Here is a 22,096-nt window from a genome sequence, read left to right as displayed (position 1 = left end):
ATTATTTATCCAGAGCTTTTTTGACAGCATCGACCAACAGCGGGTCTTCCGGCGTCAAATCAGGTGCAAAGCGTTGGATAACCTTACCATCACGACCTACCAAAAACTTCTCGAAGTTCCACAGAATATTTTCTGGTTTCACAGGTTCGCGCCCTTTGCTCGCCAGAAGCTGATAAAATTCGCTCCCTTCTGGCAATATAGCCTTTGGCTGGGCCGCAATCAGTGACTTATATAAGGGATGACGCCCCTCGCCGTTGACTTCAATTTTACTGAACATCGGAAACTTGACGCCAAACTGCGTGCTGCAAAAGGTCTGAATCTCTTCTTCAGTGCCAGGCTCCTGAGCACCAAACTCATTGCAAGGGAATCCCAGCACTTCAAAACCCTTGTCATGCCAGGTCTGATAAAGGCTTTCAAGCCCCTCATACTGCTTTGTCAGACCGCACTGCGAGGCAACATTTACTATTAGCAAAACTTCGCCTTCAAAAGCACCCAGCTTTGTCGCTTTGCCATCAATAGTGGTAAGCGAGGTATCATAAATTGCGTTACTCATAAGTCATTTCCTTTTTTGTGGAATGTAATAACTGTGAGGGATGTTTATTAAAGCCGAAACAGCTGCTGCCTCAGTTAATCATGCTTTTCTGCCCGGGATAAAAGCCAGATAAACAGCGGCGCACCTAGTACGGCAGTGACGACGCCAACCGGCAGCTCAGCCGAATAAAGGGCAACACGTGCGGTGACATCAGCCAGCAGCAATATACCTCCGCCCGCCAGTGCGCAGGCCGGGAGCAAACGGCGCTGGTCGGTTATCCCTATCAGCCGCAGTAAGTGTGGGATTATCAAGCCAACAAAGCCAATCACCCCGGCAAGCGCGACGCTGATACCCACTGTCCAGCCTATCGCCAGAACCAGCACATTGCGCCAGACCACCACGGGTAAACCGAGCTGTTGCGCCTGACTAATGCCCAGCGCCAACAAATTAAGGGGGCGGCCCTGAAAACAAAGCCACAACACTACCGGCAAAAGCAGCAGGCCCAGCCAGGACTGACGCCAGTCGATACCGCCAAAACCGCCCATCATCCAGTACATTAGCTGGCGCACATCCAGGCTCGAACTAAAATACACGGCCCAGGTCATGGCTGCGCTACAGATAATGCCGATGGCCACGCCAACCAGCAGCAGGCGGGAATGCGCAAAAAGTCGGCGGCGGGCGAAATGCATCAGGAGAAAGGTCACCGCCAGCGCGCCTGAAATAGCGCTTAAGCTTATAGCCCATGACGGTAACAGACCGTGCCCCAGCATCACAGAAATGACCAAAGCCACGCCTGCGCCACTTGCGACGCCAAGCAAACCTGGCTCAGCCAATGAATTCTCGAACAGCGATTGCATTACTGCGCCGGAAACGGCCAGCCCTGCCCCAACCAAAATCACGGCTAGCGCTCGAGGCAATCGAATTTGCCAGACAAAGAGTTTAGCGGAAGAAGTTAACCATTGATCTGGCCAAAACCAGCGATCGCCAGCGCACAGGCTGAGAACCAGCACCACAGCCAGTAGCAGTGCCAATAGCCAAAGCCGCTGCCAGTCACGGCGCTTTTGCTGGCGCACAAGCTCGGTCAAGTTAGGAGAAGATGACATGTTTTGGGGACAGGCTCCTGAGACTTCTCGGTGATTATGTTCCCTATATTAAACAGTTAACGCCACATTTGAATGTTTAATGCCGTACGATGATAAAAAGAGATAAAAAAAACCGCCACAGTTGAGTGCGACGGTTTTTTGAAAACTGAATTTAAAACGGCAATGTTAGCTGTGTGGACCGCTGGTTGGTGGGATCGGCGCACTACCATTGATACCGTGGGTGCCATTCCCCTGGTCGGGACGGTCGCCCTGACCGTGCGGCTGTGGACGGCCACCATTATTGTGCTTGGGCGGTGGTGCTGCATCCCAGCGATCGCCGTGCCAGTATTGCCCGCGATTGTTTCGCTCGCCAATACGTTGATTGTGATGTTCACGCCACCACTGCGGTGAACGCCAGTCATAACCATCCCAGTAGTTACCATGACGGTCCTTGTCACCAATGTGCACAGAGACACCTGGAGCATTCACATTTATAGAAGCAGCCTGCACAAAGTTTACTTGTGCGATAGCAGGCAGAGCCAGTGCAACGCACAGCATTAAATGAGTTTTCTTCACAACGTCCACCTTAGTATTAATTTCTAAAAGTTTACTATCCGATAAATAATATATGACCTCAATAAAATGATAGCAGACTATAAGAATAATGCTGGCTTTCGCTGAAATTGCAGCATGATTACAATAAACATACAAATGTATCCCACCTGAAATAACTCAGCAGAATTGTGCGTAAATAACATTCAGTTTTCATAACTACGCTAACAACTCTTAACGTTAGTCTGACAACAGTTAATTTTTGTTTTATTTATAATTGGAACGTTTAATCAAACCAAGGAATAATTATGCGTCGTATATTGGCATTTGTTACCGTAGCTCTGGTCGCCTGTAGCCTAAGCGGCTGCTTATTCCCGCCGTTCTGGGGCCCAGGTGGCGGCGGCGGTGGTGGTTATCATGGCGGTGGCGGCGGTGGCTGGCACGGTGGTGGCCCTCGTTAATAGCGATCTGATTTAACTTTTCAAATATTACTTATTCGACAAGATATTATTTGGCTTAAGTTAAAATGCTATCTAACTTTATACTAAGGGACTTCGGTCCCTTTTTTATTACCACTAAAAACTTCTTACAGACAGAAACTGTCACCTGTAGTTATTAATAATGCTAGCGAATTATAAAGAGTAAATATTAAATCTGAAATTACCACCCAAATAATAAAACGCTTCCTTTCGCTGAGAAATTTAATCTATCAGACTAATCTTGAAGATCCCACTGCTTTAACGTTATCTTTTCACTTCTAGTAAATCCTTTTCATTAGACATATTTCTGTCATATTTCACCTCGTTTTTATCCCAGGTTACCGGCCAAATTTAAAGCAAAAAAAAAGGCCGCATTCGCGGCCTTTTTATCACACTGATTTACTCTTTCGGAGTGGCATTTTCCACTCTGCTTTTCAACTTCTGTCCTGGACGGAAGGTCACCACACGGCGCGCCGTAATAGGAATGTCCTCGCCAGTTTTCGGGTTACGCCCCGGACGTTGGTTTTTGTCACGCAGATCAAAATTGCCAAAGCCAGACAATTTAACTTGTTCACCATTTTCCAAAGCACGACGTACCTCTTCAAAAAATAGCTCAACCAGGTCTTTGGCATCCCGTTTGCTCAGCCCGAGCTTTTCAAACAGGTGTTCTGACATTTCAGCTTTAGTAAGCGCCATAGGTTCAATCCCTCAAGGATGCTTGGAATCGCTGTTTTAGAGCCTCTACACATCTTGCAACAGTAGCGGCGATCTCCTCTTCTTCCAGTGTACGAGCGGTATCCTGCAATACCAGACTAATAGCCAGGCTTTTAAAACCTTCCGCTACGCCCCTGCCACGGTACACGTCAAATAAGTTTACGCCAACTACCTGATTTGCGCCAACTTTCTTACACTCTACCAAAATATCTTCTGCAGCGACGTTTTCAGGGACCACAACAGCGATGTCGCGACGGTTCGCCGGGAAGCGTGAAATCTCGCGCGCGTCAGGCAGGACGCGGTCTGCGAGCTTGTTCCACAACATTTCGAACACTACAGTTCGGCCATTGAGGTCAAGCTTACGTTCGAGTTCCGGATGCACTACCCCAATGAAACCAATGCGTTCGCCGTGTAAATAAATTGCAGCACTTTGTCCTGGATGCAACGCCGGGTTAGCTTCGGCCTTGAATTGGATATGATCCAATTTGCCGGTAAGTTCTAGAATCGCTTCAAGATCACCCTTCAAATCGTAGTAGTCAACCGCATTGCGCGCCAGATCCCAGTGTTCCTCGTTGCGATGACCCGAGATCACACCAGACAGCATGACATCCTGACGGATACCCAAATATGCTGCGGAATCAGGTACAAAACGCAGGCCGCTTTCGAACAGGCGCACGCGACTTTGCTGGCGATTCTGGTTGTAAACCACTGATGAGAGCAAGCCAGTCCACAGTGATAGGCGCATCGCTGACATTTCTACCGAGATTGGACTTGGCAGCATTAGCACGTCTTCACCCGGATGCAGCAATTGCTGAACCTTAGGATCGACAAAGCTGTAGGTGATCGCTTCCTGGAAACCGCGATCAACTAAAAGATTTTTCACACGTTTCAGCGAAAGATCGGCCTCACGATGCTGAGTCATTTCCAGATTCGCTTTGACAGGCACATCTGGAATATTGTTGTAGCCGTATACGCGTGCGACTTCTTCAATCAAATCTTCTTCGATTTGCATATCGAAACGCCAGCTTGGCGCAACAGCTATCCAGGTATCAGCCTTAACGTCGACTTCACAGCCCAGACGTTGCAGGATATCAGTGACCTGAGCATCTTCAACGTGGTGACCAATCACACGATCCAGCTTTTCACGGCGCAGAGTGATTTTGGCCGCTTTCGGCAGTGTTGCTTCATTGCTTGCATCAATTACCGGACCAGCCTGGCCGCCGCAAATTTCCAGTAACAACGCGGTAGCACGTTCCATGGCTTTATATTGCAGCTGTGAGTCAACACCGCGTTCGTAGCGATGTGAAGCATCAGTGTGCAGGCCCTGACGGCGAGCGCGACCGGTGATAGACAGCGGATTGAAGAAAGCACACTCCAGCAACACGTCTTGAGTCTGTTCATTGACGCCGGAATGTTCGCCGCCGAAAATACCGCCCATTGCCAGCGCTTTCTTATGGTCGGCAATGACCAGCACGTCGTCGTTCAGCTTGGCAGTGGTACCATCGAGCAGAGTCAGAGTTTCGTCTTTCTGCGCCAGACGCACTACGATGCCGCCTTCAATGCGATTCAGATCGAAAGCGTGCATGGGTTGGCCCAGTTCGAGCAGTACATAGTTGGTGACATCGACAACCGGATCGATAGAACGAATCCCGCAGCGGCGCAGTTTTTCAGTCATCCACAGCGGAGTCGCGGCAGCAACGTTAATGCCTTTAACCACACGGCCCAAATAGCGCGGACAGGCGTCACTCGCCTGAACATCGATTGGCAGCGTATCGGTAATGGTCGCAGCAACCGGTGACATGTCTGGCTCGATCAGTGGCAGCTGGCTTACAACAGCAACATCACGGGCAATACCGATGATACCAAGACAATCAGCGCGGTTAGGAGTGACGCTGATTTCAATAGTGTTGTCATCAAGCTGCAAGAATTCGCGGATATCAGTGCCAATTGGCGCATCCAGCGGCAGTTCGATAATGCCTTCGCTTTCGACATCGATACCCAATTCTGAGAACGAGCACAGCATGCCTTCTGAAGGTTCGCCGCGAAGTTTGGCTGCCTTGATTTTGAAATCGCCCGGCAGAACAGCACCCACGGTCGCCACGGCCACTTTCAAGCCTTGACGGCAGTTTGGTGCGCCGCAAACGATGTCTAGCAGGCGATCGCCACCCACGTTGATTTTAGTTACGCGCAGCTTATCGGCATTTGGGTGCTGGCCGCATTCGACCACTTCACCCACCACCACGCCGTGGAAGGCACCGGCCACTGCTTCAACGCCGTCAACTTCCAGACCGGCCATAGTAATTTGTTCGGATAATGCTTCGCTGCTGATGGCTGGGTTTACCCACTCACGCAACCAGAGTTCACTGAATTTCATGTGATATTCCCGCCTTACTTAAACTGTTTGAGGAAACGCAGATCGTTTTCGAAGAACGCACGCAAATCGGTCACGCCGTAACGCAGCATGGTCAGACGCTCCATGCCCATGCCGAACGCAAAACCGGAGTAGATCTCAGGATCGATACCCACATTGCGCAACACGTTTGGGTGCACCATGCCACAGCCCAGTACCTCGAGCCATTTGCCGTTCTTGCCCATTACATCGACTTCTGCAGAAGGTTCGGTGAACGGGAAATATGAAGGGCGGAAACGAATCTGCAAATCAGCTTCAAAGAAGTTATTCAGGAAATCGTGCAGCGTACCTTTCAGATTGCTGAAGCTGATATTTTTATCAACGATCAGGCCTTCCATCTGATGGAACATCGGGGTGTGAGTCTGGTCGTAATCGTTACGATAAACGCGACCCGGTGCAATGATGCGAATAGGCGGCTGCTGCTCTTTCATGGTACGGATCTGCACGCCAGAAGTTTGGGTGCGCAGCAAACGGGTGGCATCAAACCAGAAGGTATCGTGATCGGCACGCGCCGGATGATGGCCAGGAATATTCAGCGCATCAAAGTTGTGATAGTCATCTTCAATTTCCGGACCGGTCTCAACAGAGAAACCTAATTCGCCGAAGAAAGTCTCAATGCGGTCGATGGTGCGAGTCACCGGATGCAAACCACCGTTTTCGATGCGGCGGCCAGGCAGTGAGACATCGATAGTCTCTTCAGCCAGTCGAGCATTCAGCGCGGAAGACTCCAGGTCGTGTTTGCGGGCATTCAGCGCATCCTGAACTTCCTGCTTGGCCTGGTTGATTACTGCACCGGCTGCTGGACGTTCTTCCGCTGGCAGTTCGCGCAGTGAAGTCATCTGAAGGGTCAAATGCCCTTTTTTACCTAAATACTCGACGCGCACTAAATCCAGCGCGGCGACGTCCTGGGCACTCTCTACGGCGGCCTTGGCGTTGGCAACCAGTTCTGCGAGATGTGACATTGCTTTCCTCTTCTTCTGGCCGATGTGACCCGATGTGAAATAAAAGTATGAGTAACTGATTTTCGAAAGGTAATAGTAAAAAAAAAGCCTCCACAGGGGAGGCTTTAGCGCTAGTTTCCGTTTCTTCTCTTACGCGCGAAAGCCTTCCTGAGTCAGGCGCTAAAGTAAAAAAAGAAGCGGAAAATAGCAGCATTCATGCTTGCATTACCTTAAATATTTACGGTGTTATCGACGTAATAATGTTATCAACGCAATATAAAAGAGGGAGCAAGCTCCCTCTTTCACCTGACTTACGCCAGAGCTGCTCTCGCTTTTTCGACCAGTGCAGAGAATGCCACTTTATCGAATACTGCGATATCAGCCAAAATCTTACGGTCAATTTCAATAGAAGCTTTTTTCAAGCCATTGATGAATTTGCTGTAAGACATGTCGTTCTGACGAGCTGCTGCGTTGATACGCGCGATCCACAGCTGACGGAACTGACGTTTCTTTTGACGACGGTCACGGTAAGCGTATTGACCAGCTTTGATAACAGCCTGGAATGCAACACGATATACGCGCGAACGGGCACCGTAGTAACCTTTCGCCTGCTTTAAAATTTTCTTGTGACGTGCACGTGCAATCACACCACGTTTTACGCGAGCCATATGCTCTCCTGAGTTTTATTCTTGATTAAAAAAAGTGATATATCTTTAAAGATATATTTTTAAGCGTACGGCAAACATGCAGCAACGAGACCCAAATCGTTGTTGGATACCATGCCTTTTGGACGCAGGTGACGTTTACGCTTAGTCGATTTTTTGGTCAGAATGTGACGCAGGTTAGCGTGCTTACGCTTAAAACCGCCATTGGCAGTCTTTTTGAAGCGTTTAGCGGCGCCGCGTACTGTTTTGATCTTTGGCATTATTAATAATTCCACTTCGCATTGTTAATAACATGAATCAGTAAGGCGAACATGACCCACAGCGTGCAAGCACACTGTGGGTCAGGCTACTTGTAGAGCCTTATTGTTTCTTCTTGGGTGCGAGCACCATAATCATCTGACGGCCTTCGATCTTCGTAGGGAAGGATTCGACCACTGCCAGATCAATATCTTCACACAGGTCTTTACGGACGCGGTTAAGCACTTCCATACCGATCTGCTGGTGCGCCATTTCACGACCGCGGAAACGCAGTGTGATTTTGGCTTTATCGCCATCTTCCAGAAAGCGAATCAGGTTGCGTAGTTTGACCTGATAGTCGCCATCATCGGTACCAGGTCGGAATTTGATTTCCTTAACCTGAATAACTTTTTGTTTCTTTTTCTGTTCTTTGGTCGATTTGCTCTTCTCGTAGAGGAACTTGCCGTAATCCATGATTCGGCAAACCGGCGGCTCGGCATTCGGACTGATTTCTACTAAATCAACACCAGCTTCCTCAGCTTTTTCAAGAGCTTCATTCAGACTCACAATCCCAAGGGGTTCGCCATCGATACCTGTGAGGCGAACTTCTTGCGCGCGAATTTCTCTGTTAATGCGATTTGGACGCGCCGGTTGAACTCGTTTTCCGCCTTTAATACTTTATTCCTCCAGTTGATGAAGACTTCTGCTGCGGATCTCCGCCAACAGTTTGTCTACGACTTCGCTAACGTCGATGCTTCCCAAGTCTTTGCCACGGCGAGTACGAACGGCAACTTTGCCTGATTCGACCTCTTTATCGCCACAAACTAACATGTAGGGAACACGACGCAGCGTGTGCTCGCGGATTTTAAAGCCAATCTTCTCATTTCTCAAGTCGGCTTTAACGCGAATACCTGCATCTTGCAGTTTTTTTGTCAATTCTTCGACGTAAGGCGCTTGTGAATCAGTAATATTCATCACAACTACCTGTACCGGTGCAATCCAGGTTGGGAAAAAGCCCGCGTATTCTTCGGTCAGAATACCAATGAAGCGTTCCATTGAACCCAAAATTGCTCGGTGAATCATTACCGGGGTTTTACGATCGTTGCTTTCGCCGATGTAAGTTGCGTCTAAACGCTCAGGTAATGAAAAGTCGAGCTGCACGGTACCACACTGCCACGCACGATCCAAACAATCATGCAAGGTAAATTCAATTTTAGGACCATAGAACGCCCCTTCACCCGGCTGATATTCGAAAGCGATGTTATTTTCGACTAATGCAGCGGCGAGGTCGGCTTCTGCACGATCCCAGGTTTCGTCTGTGCCGATACGCTTGGCAGGACGGGTCGACAGCTTGACCACAACCTTTTCAAAACCGAAAGTGCTGTACACATCGTAGACCATTTTGATGCAGCTATTCACTTCATCACGAACCTGTTCTTCAGTACAGAAGATATGGGCATCGTCCTGAGTGAAACCACGAACGCGCATCAGACCGTGCAAGGCACCTGACGGCTCGTTACGGTGGCAGCTACCAAATTCGGCCATACGCAGTGGCAGATCGCGATAAGACTTCAACCCTTGGTTGAAAATCTGTACGTGACCCGGGCAGTTCATTGGCTTGATACAGTATTCACGGTTCTCGGAAGAGGTAGTGAACATCGCATCTTTATAGTTGTCCCAATGGCCGGTTTTTTCCCACAGCACACGGTCCATCATGAACGGGCCTTTGACTTCCTGATACTGATAAGACTTCAGCTTCATACGCACGAAGGCTTCCAGCTCGCGGAAGATAGTCCAGCCGTCATTGTGCCAGAACACCATACCAGGCGCTTCTTCCTGCATATGATAGAGGTCAAGGGCTTTACCGATTTTACGGTGGTCACGCTTGCCCGCTTCTTCAAGACGCTGCAGGTAGGAATTCAACTGCTTTTTATCAGCCCAGGCAGTGCCGTAAATACGCTGCAACATTTTATTGTCGCTGTCACCACGCCAGTAAGCACCAGACGTTTTCTGCAGCTTGAAATGGTGGCAGAAACGCATGTTTGGCACGTGTGGACCACGACACATATCAACGTATTCTTCATGATGATACAGGCCTGGACGATCGTCGTGGCTGATGTTTTCATCAAGAATGGCAATCTTGTACTGCTCGCCGCGACCTTCAAAGGTATCGCGCGCTTCCTGCCAGCTGACTTTCTTTTTAATAACGTCGTAATTCTTTTCAGCCAGTTCGTGCATGCGCTTTTCAAGCAGATCGATATCTTCCTGAGTCAGCGTGTGGTCCAAGTCTACATCGTAGTAAAAACCGTTGTCGATTGTAGGACCGATAGCCATCTTGGTGTTAGGCCAAAGCTGCTTGATAGCGTGACCCAGCAAGTGCGCACAGGAGTGACGGAGAATTTCTAAACCGGCATCATCTTTTGCGGTGATAATGGCTAATTGAGCATCGTTCTCGATAAGATCGCCGGCATCGACCAGCTCACCGTTTACACGGCCAGCGATACAGGCTTTCGCCAGACCTGGGCCGATATCCAGTGCAACATCATAAGGAGAAACAGGATGGTCAAACTGACGCTGACTACCATCAGGGAGAGTAATAACAGGCATGGTCTTTCCTCATCTACAGTGGTGCCCCACACGACAGAGCACATATAGAAAAATATTTGTATTTGAATTCATTTGGTTGATTGCGCTATTCGACTTTACCTTGCCAAATATATACACGCCTGGATTCTAAAAACGGCAGAACACAGGGTGTGACGCAAAGAACTGAGGCAGAGTGTATCACCCGTAAAGCGCATTTTTCCAGCAACTTACGTGGCTTTTTTCATGAAATGACCCGCGGTATGCCGCAAAGCCAGTCATGGCGGTAAATCGTGAGATTATAGTCAGCACAGAAAGATCAAACGCTCCGCAGCGAGAGATACACTACGGAGCGTTCAGAATAGATACTTGTTATATTTGGCTTAACGCATCGCCAGATAGGCGTTGTTAACTTTCCAAAGATAACGTGGTGCCTGAGCTGCCGGATGGTTTTTTTGTATATGTTTGTAGAACTGTTCAGGTGTTAGCTGATTGATTTGTGCCACCGCATAAACCCGGTCTTTCGAGAAGGTTCTCAACAGTGCTCCAGCTCCGTTTACATAAGCAACCGTAGTGGCATAGCGCAGGGTCTCTGGATTGTTAATCCCGGCCAATTGCTGCTGCAACATGCTTAGGTAAGCAGTACCCAAATCTATGTTAACTCGTGGATCTTTAAGTTCGTGCGTGGTCGGTTGCCCATCTCGCCCTTTCAACCGGTAGGCATCGCGCCCGGCGGTGGAAGCTTTAAGCTGCATCAAACCCACTGCGTTGGATCTGCTCACTGCCCCTGGGTTAAATCCTGATTCGACCTGAATAATCGCTTTAACCAGTGTTTCGTCAACACCGTAAGTACTCGCAGCCTGTTTAATCACCGTGCCGTAAGGGCCCTGATGCATTAACGATGGCTCTTCCTGAACACTGGGTTGGGTAATCAATTTACTTGTTTGTATTGGGGTTTGTTTTGCGCACCCCGCCAAAAATAGCGCAGTCATCAAATATAGAAATTTGAGTTTCACTTGAGATCTCTCGCGACTTGGACGAAAGCCAGCATATACACATTTTTTGAACACGAGAATATTTTTTTCGGCTATTATTGAGAATGGTAGATGAAACAAGAATCTAAGGAATTAGTCGATCGGATAATTCCTGTATTAATGTCTGTTTATACTCATAAAGCATTTAATAATATCGTTGACCTGTTCAAGATTAATGAAAGTCCTAATTCGTGGGCGTTAAATAATCGACATCAGCCAGTCGCGCTGTGCGCTCGATCGGGGTTTTCCGGCAACAAAACCGCTAACTTAATGAATTATCTGGCCAGTCCGAAGGGGTGATACCATGTGGCAAGCCGTTAATCGTCTGTTGAGTGAACATCTTGGAAGTGCAGAAATCCGTGAACGTGTCGAGCTACCGGGAGGAGAAATCCATGCCGCCTGGCGCTTGAACTACGGGGATAAAGAAGTGTTCGTAAAATGTAACTCACGAGAACTGTTGCCGTTGTTCGCTGCCGAAGCAGACCAGTTGGCCATGCTTGCCAAAAGTAAAACGGTACGCGTACCAGAGGTTTATGGTGTCGGCAGTGACCGTGATTACAGTTTTCTGTTACTGGAATATCTGCCACTTATCTCGCTTGATGTCGATAACGCGTACCTTTTGGGGCAGCAGCTAGCCGCACTGCATCAGTGGAGCGAACAGCTGGAATTTGGCCTGGATTTTGATAACGAGCTCGCTACCGTGCCGCAACCTAATGCCTGGCAACGCAAGTGGTCGACCTTTTTCTCTCAACAGCGCATCGGTTGGCAGTTGCAACTCGCGGCTGAAAAAGGCATGAATTTCGGCGATACCGAGCTGATTATCGAGCGAGTACGGTCAAAGTTACAAAACCATCAGCCACAACCTTCGCTGTTACATGGCGACTTATGGCCACATAACTGCGGCCAGTCTGAACACGGCCCGATAATATTCGACCCGGCATGCTATTGGGGAGACCGGGAATGTGATTTATCTATGTTGCCGCTATATCCGAATATTCCTAATCAGGTTATTGATGGTTATCAAAGTATTACCCCGCTTCCAGCTGGCTATATTGATCGTCAAACGGTGTATCAGCTTTATTATTTATTGAATCGCAGTAACCTGTTTGGCGGACAGCATGAGGTGGTCGCGCAACGCGCCATTGAGAGATTATTACACGATAAATAATGGCAATAATGCGCAATTTCCAGAGGAAAAATAAAGCCTGAACCTATCCTTATGCTCAGGCTTTATTCTATTTAGAATGCTTAACTTACCGAGATTAACGCGTGGTGTTTATTGCCCCAGTAAACCTAATAATTTCAAAACGAAATAGGCAATAACTGCAATAATTAGCGGCAGAATATATAGCGGGAAAATCTGCAGGAAGATGGTGTGTCGAGGAATAACAATCTTCTCTTCAATTTGCTGCTGTGTTCTGGCTTCGCTTGCACGAGTCTGTTCCAGAATCAGCTGATCCTGCACGCCCTCACGGATGTGACGCACCTGACGGGACATCCGCGCGCCGCTGGCCTGCAAAGCCAATCCAACAAAAATCAGCCAGTAAATGACGATAAACATCAGATTGGCGCTGGTGACGCCCTGCCCTAATACCGGCTGCGGCGCGTTATACCAGAATGCATTCAGAAACGGGGTGTTAAACTTGGCCATATCCACCATGACGTGGACGAAATCAACCATCACCGCATTAATGCCCTTCTCGCCTTTGGCTTGCGCATAAAAGAAATTAAGCATCGAAATAACCGTCGATAGCAAAGCTGGGATGAAAATGACCCATCCCAGGATCCGTTTTAAGACGGCTACGCGGCCTGCTTGTTGATACGTCATGAATTCCCCTTGTTAGGACGTCTCTTAGAAGCGTCAGTTTAACCATAGTTATCGAAACACGCCCAAAATTTTAGTTAACATCTTTGAATGGCTCATTATTTCGGCGCTGAGCACAGAGTTTGGGTGTGTTATGCTCTTTTTATCATCAAGCTAATTCAGTGTAACTGGGAGTTTTAAAAATGAGTCATGTAAAACCCGTTCAGGCCGCAATTTTTGACATGGATGGACTTCTGATTGATTCAGAGCCTTTTTGGATGGAGTCCGAGTTGGAGGTTTTCGCCAGTATCGGTGTCGATATTTCCAAAAAACATCTTGTTCCCAGTACATTAGGGTTACGAATCGACCAGACGGTTCGCATGTGGGCACGCGTTCTGCCGTGGCAAGGCCCCAGCGAAGCCGAGGTAACGGCACGAATTATCGCCACTACCGTTGAAAAGGTTGCAGCGACCCGCCCTCTGCTGCCCGGTGTAGAACACGCGTTGAAACTTTGTCAGTCCCAAGGTTTGAAAATTGGTATCGCCTCGGCATCGCCGCTGCACATGATTAATCAGGTGCTGGATATGTTTAATCTTCAATCGTATTTCGAGACGCGACAATCGGCAGAATATCTGGCTTACAGCAAACCACATCCAGAAGTTTATTTGCTGGCTGCTGCTGAATTAGGTATTGACCCACTGGATTGCGTCACTCTGGAAGATTCCTTTAACGGGATGATCGCGACCAAAGCGGCACGAATGCGCTCGATTGTCGTTCCAGACAAGCAACATGCCGCGGACCCGCGCTGGGCGCTGGCCGATGCCAAGCTTTCATCATTAGCACAACTGACGTCGGCGCATTTGGGCCTGTAGGTTTTGAAAACTGTATTTCTATCATGGCGGCCTCTTGAGTCCGCTATTTTTTTGACCTGCATCACAAACTTAAGAATCGCAACCAATAAAAATAAAACATCATTTCATTTTTATTGAATTCACATACCAATACTTCTATGCTTCTCTCATCGACGAAATCAAGCAGTGGTTACTGCTGCGATTAATTCCCCATTGGTTACGATGAAGAGGTCCCGCTATGCAAGTCCGCCAAAGTATTCACAGCGATCACGCCAAACAGCTCGATACCGCAGGATTACGCCGTGAGTTTTTGATCGAGAAAATCTTTGAGAAAGATGCTTACACCCTGACTTACAGTCATATTGACCGCATTATCATCGGCGGTGTAATGCCGGTTCAAAAGGCCGTGACGGTCGGAGATGAAGTCGGTAAACAACTCGGCGTTAGCTACTTCCTTGAACGTCGTGAACTGGGGGTGATCAATATTGGCGGACCCGGACTTATCAAGGTCGACGGAAAAACCTATGAAATTGGCAACCAAGAGGCGCTGTATGTAGGCAAAGGTGCCCGACAGGTTGAGTTCAGCAGCATTGATGCGGCACGCCCGGCCAAGTTCTATTACAACAGTGCGCCTGCACACACTCGTTTCCCGGACAAGAAAATAACGCTGGCAGAAGCTTCGCCTCAAACTCTTGGCGACGCCAGTACCAGCAATCGCCGCACTATCAATAAATTTATCGTTCCCGATGTACTGGAAACCTGCCAGTTAACCATGGGGCTAACCAAGCTCGAGGAAGGCAGCCTGTGGAACACTATGCCTTGCCACACCCACGATCGCCGCATGGAAGTATATTTCTATTTTGATATGGATGACGATACCGCCGTGTTCCACATGATGGGGCAGCCACAAGAAACGCGTCATTTGCTGGTCCACAACGAACAGGCAGTGATTTCTCCAAGCTGGTCGATTCACTCGGGCGTAGGCACCAAGCGTTACACCTTTATCTGGGGCATGGTTGGCGAAAATCAGGTGTTTGATGATATGGACCACGTTGCCGTTAACGCGCTCAGATAAACCTTTTATTAAGCAACGTCAGACAGGATACCGCTATGGTGCTGAACAGCTTTGATCTTCAGGGAAAGGTGGCGATAGTCACCGGCTGCAATACTGGGCTAGGACAAGCCATGGCAATCGGTCTAGCGCAGGCCGGTTGTGACATAGTCGGAGTGAATCGCTCACAACCCATTGAAACCATGGATAAAGTACATGCTCTGGGCCGTAGATTTCTTGATTTACGAGCCAATCTGACCAGTATAGAAGCCATACCGCGCCTGCTTGAGACCGCGATCGGTGAGATGGGGCAAATAAATATTCTGGTCAATAACGCTGGAATTATTCGCCGCGAAGATGCGTTGAATTTTTCGGAGCAAGACTGGGATGATGTGATGAACGTCAACAGCAAGACGCTGTTTTTTATGGCTCAGGCCGTTGCTCGCCAGTTTATCAAGCAAGGCAGTGGTGGAAAAATCATTAACATCGCCTCAATGCTGTCTTTCCAGGGCGGGATCCGCGTGCCCTCTTATACTGCTTCGAAAAGCGCGGTGATGGGTATTACCCGCCTGCTGGCCAATGAATGGGCCAAGCATAAAATCAATGTGAATGCGATTGCGCCCGGTTATATGGTCACCAACAACACCGAGCAACTGCGCGCCGATGAGGATCGTAGCCAGGCCATTCTGGACCGTATCCCGGCCGGGCGTTGGGGCGAACAGCAGGATATCATGGGGCCTGTGGTGTTTCTGGCCTCGGCAGCCTCCGACTATGTCAATGGCTACACTCTAGCCGTTGATGGCGGCTGGCTGGCCAGATAGTGACAAAACGTCACATTACACTGTCACAATGCAACTATTTTTACCTTAATTATCAATTAATTGACAAATAGTTACAGGGTAACACCTTCCGCAGAAAATCGCTTTCATCTATACTGGATAAAATAACAGTTATTCAGTTCGGATGCATTATGACTGCGGAAGGTCATCTCATTTTTTCCATTGCTTGCGCAGTGTTCGCCAAAAAGGCCCAGCTATCGCCAGAGCTTGCTCATGGTGACTGGTGGCATATTATCCCGGCTTCGCTGCTGACCTCACTGCTTCCGGATATCGATCATCCTAAATCTTTGTTAGGGCAACGGCTGCGATGGATTTCACAACCCATAGCACGCATGTTTGGTCATCGTGGATTTACTCACAGTCTTTTGGCAGTTGCCGCCGGGGTGTTTCTGCTTAAAACGCGTCTTCCCCACGACTGGGTAATTCCGATTGATGCACTGCACGGAATGGTAGTCGGCTATTTAAGCCATATTTTGGCTGACATGCTCACACCGGCAGGCGTTCCGCTGCTGTGGCCCTGCCGATGGCGCTTTCGTCTACCATTGATTAGCAGCCAAAAAGGCAACCAGCTGGAACGAATGTTTTGTCTGATTATGGTTGGACTGACGCTGTTTTGGCCTAACTGGTCGCCCATCATTGATGCTATCAACCCGCATGGCCTAAGTTTTATTTTGAAGTATTTAACTTAAATTGAAGAATTTAAATTAAGTCCGCCAAAAATTCCGGCCAAGTTTATGGACACGCCTATTAATCCCGTTTGGACTAAATTAAAAAACCCGCAAAGTGCGGGCATTATTATGTGCAAAGGGAATGCCTTTGCAGCGGCTCAATAATTGGACGAGGCTTCTGAGAAGCCTGCCATAACTCATATTCAGACTGCATATCGACCCACATTTCGGCACTCGTACCAAGCAGGGAAGACAAGCGCAGCGCCATATCAGCAGTGATTGCTGCGTGCGCATTTAGAATGCGAGACAACTGAGTACGGGTAATTTTCAGGGCAATCGCTGCGTCAGTTACGCTAACCCCTTCCAGATAGTCCCGCAGAACCTCGCCTGGGTGCGGCGGATTAAACATGTGCATAGCAACCTCCATCAGTGATAGTCGCGGTAATCGACAAGAACAGCGTCACCATCATTATCAAAACGAAATGTCATGCGCCAGTTACCATTGACCGACACAGACCACACACCGGCCTCGTTACCCTTCAAAGGGTGGAGGTCCCATCCATGCATAACTCCCGAACAATGCGCCCCTTACATTGAAGCCAGGGCACATTATGGGCACTTGGAATAATTATTATCTACCAATCAATTGGTTGTATATAACCAGGAGTAATAATGAATTCTTTTTGGTTATAATGTTGCACCTTTGCAGTCTGCTATTCTACGCCCATCGTTACATCCTGAAATGTTGCTCTTTGCGCGGCATCATCAAAACATTTTCATAAGTTTTCTCTGGAGCTTTGGGTATGAATCTTCCGCTGGGATTAAACGTGGTGGTTTTTGTTGCCCTCCTTTTGCTGTTGGCTAAATCAAGCCGTTCGCAATGGAGTTTGGCAAAGAAGGTTCTCGTAGGCCTGTTGGTCGGCGTAGTCTTCGGTCTGGCATTACAGCTAATCTATGGTCCCGACAGCGCTGTTTTGAAGAACTCTATCCCGTGGTTCAATATTGTTGGTAACGGCTATGTCCAGCTATTACAAATGATTGTGATGCCGCTGGTGTTTGTGTCAATTCTTAGCGCCGTTGCTCGCCTGCATAATGCGTCTTCATTGGGTAAAATCAGTTTCCTGACGATTGGTACACTGCTGTTTACCACGCTGATTGCCGCTTTGGTGGGTGTATTCGTGACCAAACTGTTCGGCCTGACGGCTGAAGGACTGGTACAAGGCACCCAGGAAACCGCGCGTCTGGCGGCTCTGCAAACCAACTATGTGGGCAAAGTTGCCGATTTGACCGTACCGCAAATGGTGCTGTCATTTATTCCGAAAAATCCGTTTGCAGATTTGACCGGCGCAAGCCCGACATCGATCATTAGCGTGGTGATTTTCTCTGCTTTTGTGGGCGTAGCGGCGCTGCAGCTGGTGAAGGATGACGCCGAAAAAGGACCTAAAGTTCTGGCCTTTATCGAGATTATGCAATCTTGGGTGATGAAGCTGGTACGCCTGGTGATGAAGTTGACCCCTTACGGCGTGATGGCACTGATGACCAAAGTGGTTGCTGGTTCGAACATCCACGACATCATCAAGCTGGGCAGTTTCGTTGTGGCGTCATACCTCGGACTGGCGATTATGTTTGCGGTTCACGCCCTGCTGCTGTCGTTTACCGGTGTGAATCCTGCCAAGTTCTTCCGCAAGGTTTGGCCGGTGTTGTCTTTTGCCTTTACCAGCCGTTCCAGCGCGGCCACTATCCCGCTAAGCGTAGAAGCGCAAACTCGTCGTTTAGGTATCCCTGAATCAATCGCCAGTTTCGCGGCTTCGTTTGGCGCCACCATCGGCCAAAACGGCTGTGCCGGTCTTTATCCGACCATGCTGGCGGTAATGGTTGCTCCTACCGTGGGCATCAATCCGTTTGAGCCAATGTGGATTGCAACGCTGGTTGGCATTGTCACTCTCAGCTCTGCTGGCGTGGCAGGCGTAGGCGGCGGTGCAACCTTTGCTGCGCTGATTGTGCTGCCCGCCATGGGTCTACCGGTTACGCTGGTCGCGTTGCTGATTTCCATCGAACCCTTGATCGACATGGGGCGCACCGCGCTAAACGTTAGCGGTTCAATGACCGCTGGCACTATTACCAGTCAACTGCTTAAACTCACCGATAAAAAAGTGATGGATGAAGAAGAGCACGCCGAACTGGCACACCGCTAATATCATCCCCGGAAATGCAAAAAAGGCGAAGCTTATGGGCTTCGCCTTTCTTTATATATCAAGCTGAAAGTCAGAACGGGTACTGATGAAAGCCCATCTGTTCGGAAATATTACGCGCGGCAGTGTGCAGCATCGCTACATAATCTTTCTTACTTTCTTCAGAAAAACGAATAGTAGGGAAAGAAATACTGAGCCCGGCAATCACTACGCCAAAACGGTCAAAAACCGGAACGGCGATACAGCGCAATCCTTGCTCTTGCTCTTCGATATCCTCGCCATAACCTTGCTCGCGGACTTTCTCCAACACTTTGACCAGGCTCGGCGCATCGGCAATAGTATTATCGGTGCTGCGTGTGAACTGAATCCCGGCCAACAGTGCCTCAACATCATTATGTTCACCCCATGCCAGCAGGACCTTGCCAATTGCAGTGCTGTGCAATGGATTACGGCGACCAATGCGCGAATGCATGCGCAGGTTATACATCGAGTCAATTTTATGGATGTAAACAATGCCGTCTTCGTCCAACGCGCCAAGGTGAATGGTTTCGCGCGTTAAACGCGAAATTTCACGCATCTGAATATCGGCGCTGCGGATCAGATCGACGTTTTGCAACGCCTTGGCACCCAGCTCAAACAGTTTCAGCGTCAGGGTATACTTCTCTGACTCCCCTTCCTGATCGACATAACCTAATGACTTCATCGTCTGCAGGAAACGATAAACAGTGCTTTTCGACATCATTACGCGCTGCGAAAGCTCGGTGATGCCTATCTCGCGCTCGTCGCCCAAAGCATGCAAAATACCAAACACTTTCAACACCGATGAAACAGAATCGGGCTGCTTATCAAGGTCTGCGATAGCCATAGTTTTACCTGTCATGAGATTGTTTTATGCATTATTTCATAAATAATGGGCAGATACTTTTTTTGTTTCATAAAAAATGGAACAGCATTTCTATGAGAATGAACCATGCAAAAGGGGTTTGTGATAAAAATGTTAACTCCTGTTACAATTAATTAAGTTGTTACACGCCGCCGCGCTTCAGACGCAGACTAGTTAGCGTGATAATATTATCCACTCTTATAAGCACAATGCTGACAATCAAACATGACAACCACGGTTATTGACGGACTTCCTATACCTCAACGCTATGGGGCAATCCTTACTATTGCATTGGGGATCACTGTTTCGGTGCTCGACGGGGCCATTGCAAATGTGGCGCTTCCCACGATTGCACAAGATCTTCACGCTAGCCCTGCTTCCTCGATTTGGATAGTCAACGCCTACCAATTGGCGATTACCATTTCGCTGCTTTCGCTTTCATCACTGGGCGAGATATTCGGTTATCGCTGTATCTATATGATTGGGCTGGTATTATTTAGCTTTACTTCTTTGGCCTGCGCGATGTCTGACTCACTGATGACGCTAACGGTGGCGAGGGTATTACAGGGGTTTGGTGCGGCTTGTATCATGAGCGTCAATGTGGCGCTGGTGAGAATCATTTATCCACAACGCTTTCTCGGACGCGGAATGGGCATCAACGCGCTGATTGTGGCCGTGTCTTCTGCTGCCGGCCCTACTGTCGCCGCGGCTATCCTTTCTTTCGCCAATTGGCCTTGGCTGTTCGCAATCAACCTGCCAATCGGCCTGATTGCCTTTTGTATGGGACTGAAGTTTTTACCGGGCAATAGTTCGAAAGCCACTGGCCGCAAATTTGATTTCATCAGCAGCATAATGAATGCCCTGACTTTCGGGCTGTTAATCAGCGCAATAAGCGGCTATGCACAAGGCCTTGATCACCGGCTGATCCTTGGCGAGATGGTTGCCCTGGTGGTTATCGGCTGGTTCTTTATTCGTCGTCAGCTAACCAAAAGCTCGCCGCTGCTGCCGGTCGACTTGCTGCGTATTCCGATTTTCACTATGTCTATCTGCACCTCAATGTGTTCTTTTGCAGCGCAAATGCTGGCATTCGTTTCGCTGCCATTCTTTTTGCAAAACACTCTGGGGCTGGACGCGGTTTCCACCGGTCTCTTGCTGACGCCGTGGCCGCTGGCGACCATGGTGATGGCACCTATTTCCGGGCGTTTAGTTGAGCGTTTCCATCCGGGAATTCTGGGCGGCGTAGGACTGGTCGTTTTCTCAATCGGCCTGTATTCGCTAGCCTTGCTGCCTGAACACCCTTCTCATCTGAATATTATCTGGCGGATGATAGTGTGCGGAGCGGGCTTTGGCCTGTTTCAGTCACCTAATAATCACACCATTGTTTCTTCTGCCCCGCGCAGCCGCAGCGGCGGTGCCAGCGGGATGCTCGGTACTGCCAGACTGTTGGGACAAACTACCGGTGCAGCGATGGTTGCGCTGATGTTTAACCTGTTTAGCGCCAGCGGGACACACGCCTCGCTGATCCTGGCCGGTACGTTGGCGTTGGCCGGTGCGGTTGTCAGCATGCTGCGGATGACGCAAAAACTGGTCGAACAGCAAAAAGCTTAATTTTCGTTTGATAGTCAGCAGCAAAAAGGCCCGGCAATCAATGCCGGGCCTTTGTCATTTAAAACAGCGATTATTTGATGTATTCCCCGCTACGCAGTGCTTCAATGCGTTTATCAAGCGGCGGGTGTGACATAAACAGTTCGCTAAAGGTTTTAGATTTACCGTTAATGCACAGGGCCATCATACTGCCCGCTTCCTGCGGTTCATGGCTGGTTTTCAGTCGTTGCAACGCGGCGATCATCTTCTCGCGGCCGACCAACTTGGCAGAACCGGCATCAGCGTAAAACTCGCGATGACGAGAGAACCACATAGTGATGATACTGGCGACAATACCGAACACCAGTTCAAGCACCATTGAAACTGCGAAATAAACCAGTGGATTACCGTTGCTGTTGTTTTCGCCTTCACGATCGCCAGACAGAAAACCGGCGGCAATCTGCGCGAGAATACGTGAAATAAAGATCACAAAGGTGTTCACAATGCCCTGAATCAGGGTCATGGTCACCATATCCCCGTTGGAAATGTGGCTGATTTCGTGGGCGATAACGGCTTCTGCCTCGTCCTGACTCATGCTTTGCAACAGGCCGGTGCTGACCGCCACCAGTGACGCATCGCGGCGCGCGCCGGTGGCAAAGGCGTTAATGTCAGGAGCATGATAAATCGCAACCTGCGGCATCTTAATCCCTGCCTGCTGGGACTGGCGGCTTACCACATTCATCAACCAGCGTTCGGTTTCGTTACGCGGCTGCTCAATCACTTCCCCACCTACGGAGCGCAACGCCATCCATTTTGACATCAGCAAAGAAACAAACGCACCACCAAAGCCGAAAAGACCAGCCATGATCATCAGCCCCATTACGCTGCTAGAACGAATGCCTGTCAGGCTGAGTACCAGCCCGAAAACCACCATGACTGCCAGGTTAGTCATCAGGAACAACGCTATACGCATCATAAAATTAATACTTCCTCAT

The 22,096-nt window shown here is 49.0% G+C and carries 26 protein-coding genes and 1 other annotated feature; of the genes, 9 read left to right on the top strand and 17 right to left on the bottom strand.

All coding sequences use genetic code 11. The annotated features are described in order from the left end of the window. Position 1: 1 nt before the first annotated feature. From SPM24T3_RS06280 to SPM24T3_RS06270, 3 genes are all read right to left on the bottom strand, one after another. Positions 2–553, bottom strand: a complete 552-nt coding sequence (locus SPM24T3_RS06280; RefSeq protein ID WP_009635884.1) for a glutathione peroxidase — start codon at positions 551–553, stop codon at positions 2–4. Between the two features lie 74 nt (positions 554–627). Continuing rightward, the gene (gene btuC / locus SPM24T3_RS06275; protein ID WP_009635883.1) at positions 628–1,635 is read right to left on the bottom strand and encodes a vitamin B12 ABC transporter permease BtuC; all 1,008 of its coding nucleotides are present in this window, start codon (positions 1,633–1,635) and stop codon (positions 628–630) included. Between the two features lie 165 nt (positions 1,636–1,800). Next, positions 1,801–2,190 carry a DUF2502 domain-containing protein gene (locus SPM24T3_RS06270; protein ID WP_037377805.1) on the bottom strand — a complete coding sequence of 130 codons (390 nt, stop codon included), beginning with the start codon at positions 2,188–2,190 and terminating at the stop codon, positions 1,801–1,803. A gap of 284 nt (positions 2,191–2,474) precedes the next feature. Here SPM24T3_RS06270 and SPM24T3_RS25705 point away from each other — a divergent pair, with 284 nt between their 5' ends. Continuing rightward, complete coding sequence (locus SPM24T3_RS25705; RefSeq protein WP_009635881.1) at positions 2,475–2,627, top strand: hypothetical protein; 153 nt, start codon at positions 2,475–2,477, stop codon at positions 2,625–2,627. Between the two features lie 417 nt (positions 2,628–3,044). Here the strand turns inward: SPM24T3_RS25705 and ihfA are convergent, their stop codons facing one another. The 9 genes from ihfA to SPM24T3_RS06230 form a co-directional block, all read right to left on the bottom strand. Beyond that, the gene (gene ihfA, locus SPM24T3_RS06265) at positions 3,045–3,341 is read right to left on the bottom strand and encodes an integration host factor subunit alpha (RefSeq protein WP_004717732.1); all 297 of its coding nucleotides are present in this window, start codon (positions 3,339–3,341) and stop codon (positions 3,045–3,047) included. Positions 3,342–3,345: 4 nt separating this feature from the next. Continuing rightward, a complete protein-coding gene (gene pheT, locus SPM24T3_RS06260) occupies positions 3,346–5,733 on the bottom strand; it encodes a phenylalanine--tRNA ligase subunit beta (RefSeq protein WP_009635880.1) in 2,388 nt (795 codons plus the stop codon). Between the two features lie 14 nt (positions 5,734–5,747). After that, the gene (pheS, locus tag SPM24T3_RS06255) at positions 5,748–6,731 is read right to left on the bottom strand and encodes a phenylalanine--tRNA ligase subunit alpha (RefSeq protein ID WP_009635879.1); all 984 of its coding nucleotides are present in this window, start codon (positions 6,729–6,731) and stop codon (positions 5,748–5,750) included. Positions 6,732–6,808: 77 nt separating this feature from the next. Then, positions 6,809–6,933: a sequence feature (Phe leader region), on the bottom strand. After that, the gene (gene pheM, locus SPM24T3_RS25420; RefSeq protein WP_106120997.1) at positions 6,884–6,928 is read right to left on the bottom strand and encodes a pheST operon leader peptide PheM; all 45 of its coding nucleotides are present in this window, start codon (positions 6,926–6,928) and stop codon (positions 6,884–6,886) included. It overlaps the preceding feature by 45 nt. Positions 6,934–7,021: 88 nt before the next feature. After that, entirely contained in the window at positions 7,022–7,378 is a 357-nt protein-coding gene (gene rplT / locus SPM24T3_RS06250) for a 50S ribosomal protein L20 (protein WP_009635878.1), read from the bottom strand. A gap of 59 nt (positions 7,379–7,437) precedes the next feature. Beyond that, positions 7,438–7,635 carry a 50S ribosomal protein L35 gene (gene rpmI / locus SPM24T3_RS06245; RefSeq protein WP_009635877.1) on the bottom strand — a complete coding sequence of 66 codons (198 nt, stop codon included), beginning with the start codon at positions 7,633–7,635 and terminating at the stop codon, positions 7,438–7,440. Between the two features lie 100 nt (positions 7,636–7,735). Next, on the bottom strand, positions 7,736–8,287 hold the full coding sequence (gene infC, locus SPM24T3_RS06240) for a translation initiation factor IF-3 (protein ID WP_071988410.1): 552 nt from the start codon (positions 8,285–8,287) through the stop codon (positions 7,736–7,738). Between the two features lie 3 nt (positions 8,288–8,290). Further along, positions 8,291–10,219: a threonine--tRNA ligase gene (thrS, locus tag SPM24T3_RS06235; RefSeq protein ID WP_009635875.1), complete on the bottom strand. Its 1,929-nt coding sequence runs from the start codon at positions 10,217–10,219 to the stop codon at positions 8,291–8,293. Positions 10,220–10,578: 359 nt separating this feature from the next. Continuing rightward, complete coding sequence (locus SPM24T3_RS06230; RefSeq protein ID WP_083836214.1) at positions 10,579–11,211, bottom strand: transglycosylase SLT domain-containing protein; 633 nt, start codon at positions 11,209–11,211, stop codon at positions 10,579–10,581. A 90-nt stretch (positions 11,212–11,301) separates the two neighbouring features. On the opposite strand from SPM24T3_RS06230, the gene SPM24T3_RS25845 reads away from it, so the two are divergent. Together SPM24T3_RS25845 and SPM24T3_RS06220 are read left to right on the top strand one after the other, a co-directional pair. Continuing rightward, complete coding sequence (locus tag SPM24T3_RS25845; protein WP_009635873.1) at positions 11,302–11,529, top strand: hypothetical protein; 228 nt, start codon at positions 11,302–11,304, stop codon at positions 11,527–11,529. 4 nt (positions 11,530–11,533) lie between these two features. Then, positions 11,534–12,397, top strand: a complete 864-nt coding sequence (locus SPM24T3_RS06220) for a fructosamine kinase family protein (protein WP_009635872.1) — start codon at positions 11,534–11,536, stop codon at positions 12,395–12,397. 108 nt (positions 12,398–12,505) lie between these two features. Here the strand turns inward: SPM24T3_RS06220 and SPM24T3_RS06215 are convergent, their stop codons facing one another. Next, positions 12,506–13,057, bottom strand: coding sequence for a YniB family protein (locus SPM24T3_RS06215; RefSeq protein ID WP_009635871.1), 552 nt, complete (start codon positions 13,055–13,057; stop codon positions 12,506–12,508). 179 nt (positions 13,058–13,236) lie between these two features. Between SPM24T3_RS06215 and hxpB the strand changes: the two genes are divergently transcribed. The 4 genes from hxpB (at position 13,237) to SPM24T3_RS06195 (ending at position 16,463) form a co-directional block, all read left to right on the top strand. Then, entirely contained in the window at positions 13,237–13,905 is a 669-nt protein-coding gene (gene hxpB / locus SPM24T3_RS06210; protein ID WP_009635870.1) for a hexitol phosphatase HxpB, read from the top strand. 217 nt (positions 13,906–14,122) lie between these two features. Continuing rightward, positions 14,123–14,959: a 5-dehydro-4-deoxy-D-glucuronate isomerase gene (gene kduI / locus SPM24T3_RS06205; protein ID WP_009635869.1), complete on the top strand. Its 837-nt coding sequence runs from the start codon at positions 14,123–14,125 to the stop codon at positions 14,957–14,959. Between the two features lie 35 nt (positions 14,960–14,994). Beyond that, positions 14,995–15,756: a 2-dehydro-3-deoxy-D-gluconate 5-dehydrogenase KduD gene (gene kduD, locus SPM24T3_RS06200; RefSeq protein ID WP_009635868.1), complete on the top strand. Its 762-nt coding sequence runs from the start codon at positions 14,995–14,997 to the stop codon at positions 15,754–15,756. A gap of 149 nt (positions 15,757–15,905) precedes the next feature. Continuing rightward, positions 15,906–16,463, top strand: coding sequence for a metal-dependent hydrolase (locus SPM24T3_RS06195; RefSeq protein ID WP_009635867.1), 558 nt, complete (start codon positions 15,906–15,908; stop codon positions 16,461–16,463). A 106-nt stretch (positions 16,464–16,569) separates the two neighbouring features. Here SPM24T3_RS06195 and SPM24T3_RS06190 read toward each other — a convergent pair whose 3' ends face one another. Beyond that, on the bottom strand, positions 16,570–16,857 hold the full coding sequence (locus tag SPM24T3_RS06190; protein WP_009635866.1) for a HigA family addiction module antitoxin: 288 nt from the start codon (positions 16,855–16,857) through the stop codon (positions 16,570–16,572). Between the two features lie 11 nt (positions 16,858–16,868). After that, on the bottom strand, positions 16,869–17,009 hold the full coding sequence (locus tag SPM24T3_RS24570) for a type II toxin-antitoxin system RelE/ParE family toxin (protein WP_009635865.1): 141 nt from the start codon (positions 17,007–17,009) through the stop codon (positions 16,869–16,871). 236 nt (positions 17,010–17,245) lie between these two features. Here SPM24T3_RS24570 and SPM24T3_RS06185 point away from each other — a divergent pair, with 236 nt between their 5' ends. After that, a complete protein-coding gene (locus tag SPM24T3_RS06185; RefSeq protein ID WP_009635864.1) occupies positions 17,246–18,637 on the top strand; it encodes an L-cystine transporter in 1,392 nt (463 codons plus the stop codon). A gap of 70 nt (positions 18,638–18,707) precedes the next feature. Here SPM24T3_RS06185 and kdgR read toward each other — a convergent pair whose 3' ends face one another. Then, a complete protein-coding gene (gene kdgR, locus SPM24T3_RS06180) occupies positions 18,708–19,499 on the bottom strand; it encodes a DNA-binding transcriptional regulator KdgR (RefSeq protein WP_009635863.1) in 792 nt (263 codons plus the stop codon). A gap of 243 nt (positions 19,500–19,742) precedes the next feature. On the opposite strand from kdgR, the gene SPM24T3_RS06175 reads away from it, so the two are divergent. After that, entirely contained in the window at positions 19,743–21,125 is a 1,383-nt protein-coding gene (locus SPM24T3_RS06175) for an MFS transporter (protein WP_009635862.1), read from the top strand. Positions 21,126–21,195: 70 nt separating this feature from the next. On the opposite strand, the gene htpX is transcribed toward SPM24T3_RS06175, so the two are convergent. Further along, on the bottom strand, positions 21,196–22,077 hold the full coding sequence (gene htpX, locus SPM24T3_RS06170; RefSeq protein ID WP_009635861.1) for a protease HtpX: 882 nt from the start codon (positions 22,075–22,077) through the stop codon (positions 21,196–21,198). Positions 22,078–22,096: the final 19 nt, after the last annotated feature.

Origin of the sequence: Serratia sp. M24T3 (assembly GCF_000257645.1) — a bacterium.
Lineage (GTDB): Bacteria > Pseudomonadota > Gammaproteobacteria > Enterobacterales > Enterobacteriaceae > Rouxiella.
Note: the sequence above shows the minus strand (reverse complement) of the source record. Positions and strands in the feature narration are given on the sequence as shown.